The following is an 825-nucleotide window of genomic DNA, read 5'->3' as shown; positions in this document are numbered from 1 at the left end:
GCCCAAATCGGTGGCACAAGCTTACTTATCATCGTAGGTGTAGCATTAGAAACGATGAAGACGCTTGAAAGTCAGCTTGYGAAACGTCATTATAAAGGTTTTATTAAAAAAGTAAATTAATTACGAAAACACACTAGAAGTCCCAATAGCGACCTAGTGTGTTTTTATTATAAAAACTTATAATAATGGAGGTTTTGTCTTATGAGTCAAAGAATTGCCTACTATGATATTTCGCCTGATGGTATGAAAATTATGATGGATATGGAGAAATACACGAAGAAATCCTCAATTAATCGCGCTGTTAGAGAGCTTATAAAAATTAGAGTCTCTCAAATTAATGGTTGTGCTTATTGTATCGATATGCATACTTCTGACGCCCGAAAATTAGGTGAAACCGAGCAAAGAATTTATTGCTTAAATGCTTGGAATGATTGTGATTTTTATACTCCTGAAGAAAAAGTTGCTTTGGAACTATCGGAGCATATTACTCTCATTCCTACTAAAAGAGTTCCTGAAAATCTATACAACCGAGTACGTGAATACTTTGACGAAAAACAATATGTTGATCTTGTGTTAATCATTAATCAAATAAACAGCTGGAATCGAATTTCTATTGCGATGGGCAATACCGTAATAAAAAAATAACACTCATCCACCAAACAATATGCGATCGATTTAGTTAATTGTAAAATTAAATACACCCTATATAAAAACACAGTTGGTTATTTCCCCCACTGTGTTTTTGATTTTACTATCTCTAATCTGTATTCTAATATGTTAATCATTTTCTTCTAAAGTTTGAATACGTTTTTCGCTGTTTTCCAC

2 protein-coding genes are annotated in these 825 nt (G+C 32.8%); both read left to right on the top strand.

Annotated elements, in window-relative coordinates; translation table 11 throughout:
- Window positions 1-120 (top strand): hypothetical protein (locus AC1DTM_RS29505; protein WP_477001593.1); only part of this gene is annotated, 120 nt, incomplete at its 5' end.
- Between the two features lie 81 nt (window positions 121-201).
- Window positions 202-645 carry a carboxymuconolactone decarboxylase family protein gene (locus AC1DTM_RS29500; protein WP_016104941.1) on the top strand — a complete coding sequence of 148 codons (444 nt, stop codon included), beginning with the start codon at window positions 202-204 and terminating at the stop codon, window positions 643-645.
- Window positions 646-825 lie beyond the last annotated feature (180 nt).

The sequence above is a fragment of the Bacillus sp. P4_D3 genome (genome assembly GCF_056401855.1).
Note: the sequence above shows the minus strand (reverse complement) of the source record. Positions and strands in the feature narration are given on the sequence as shown.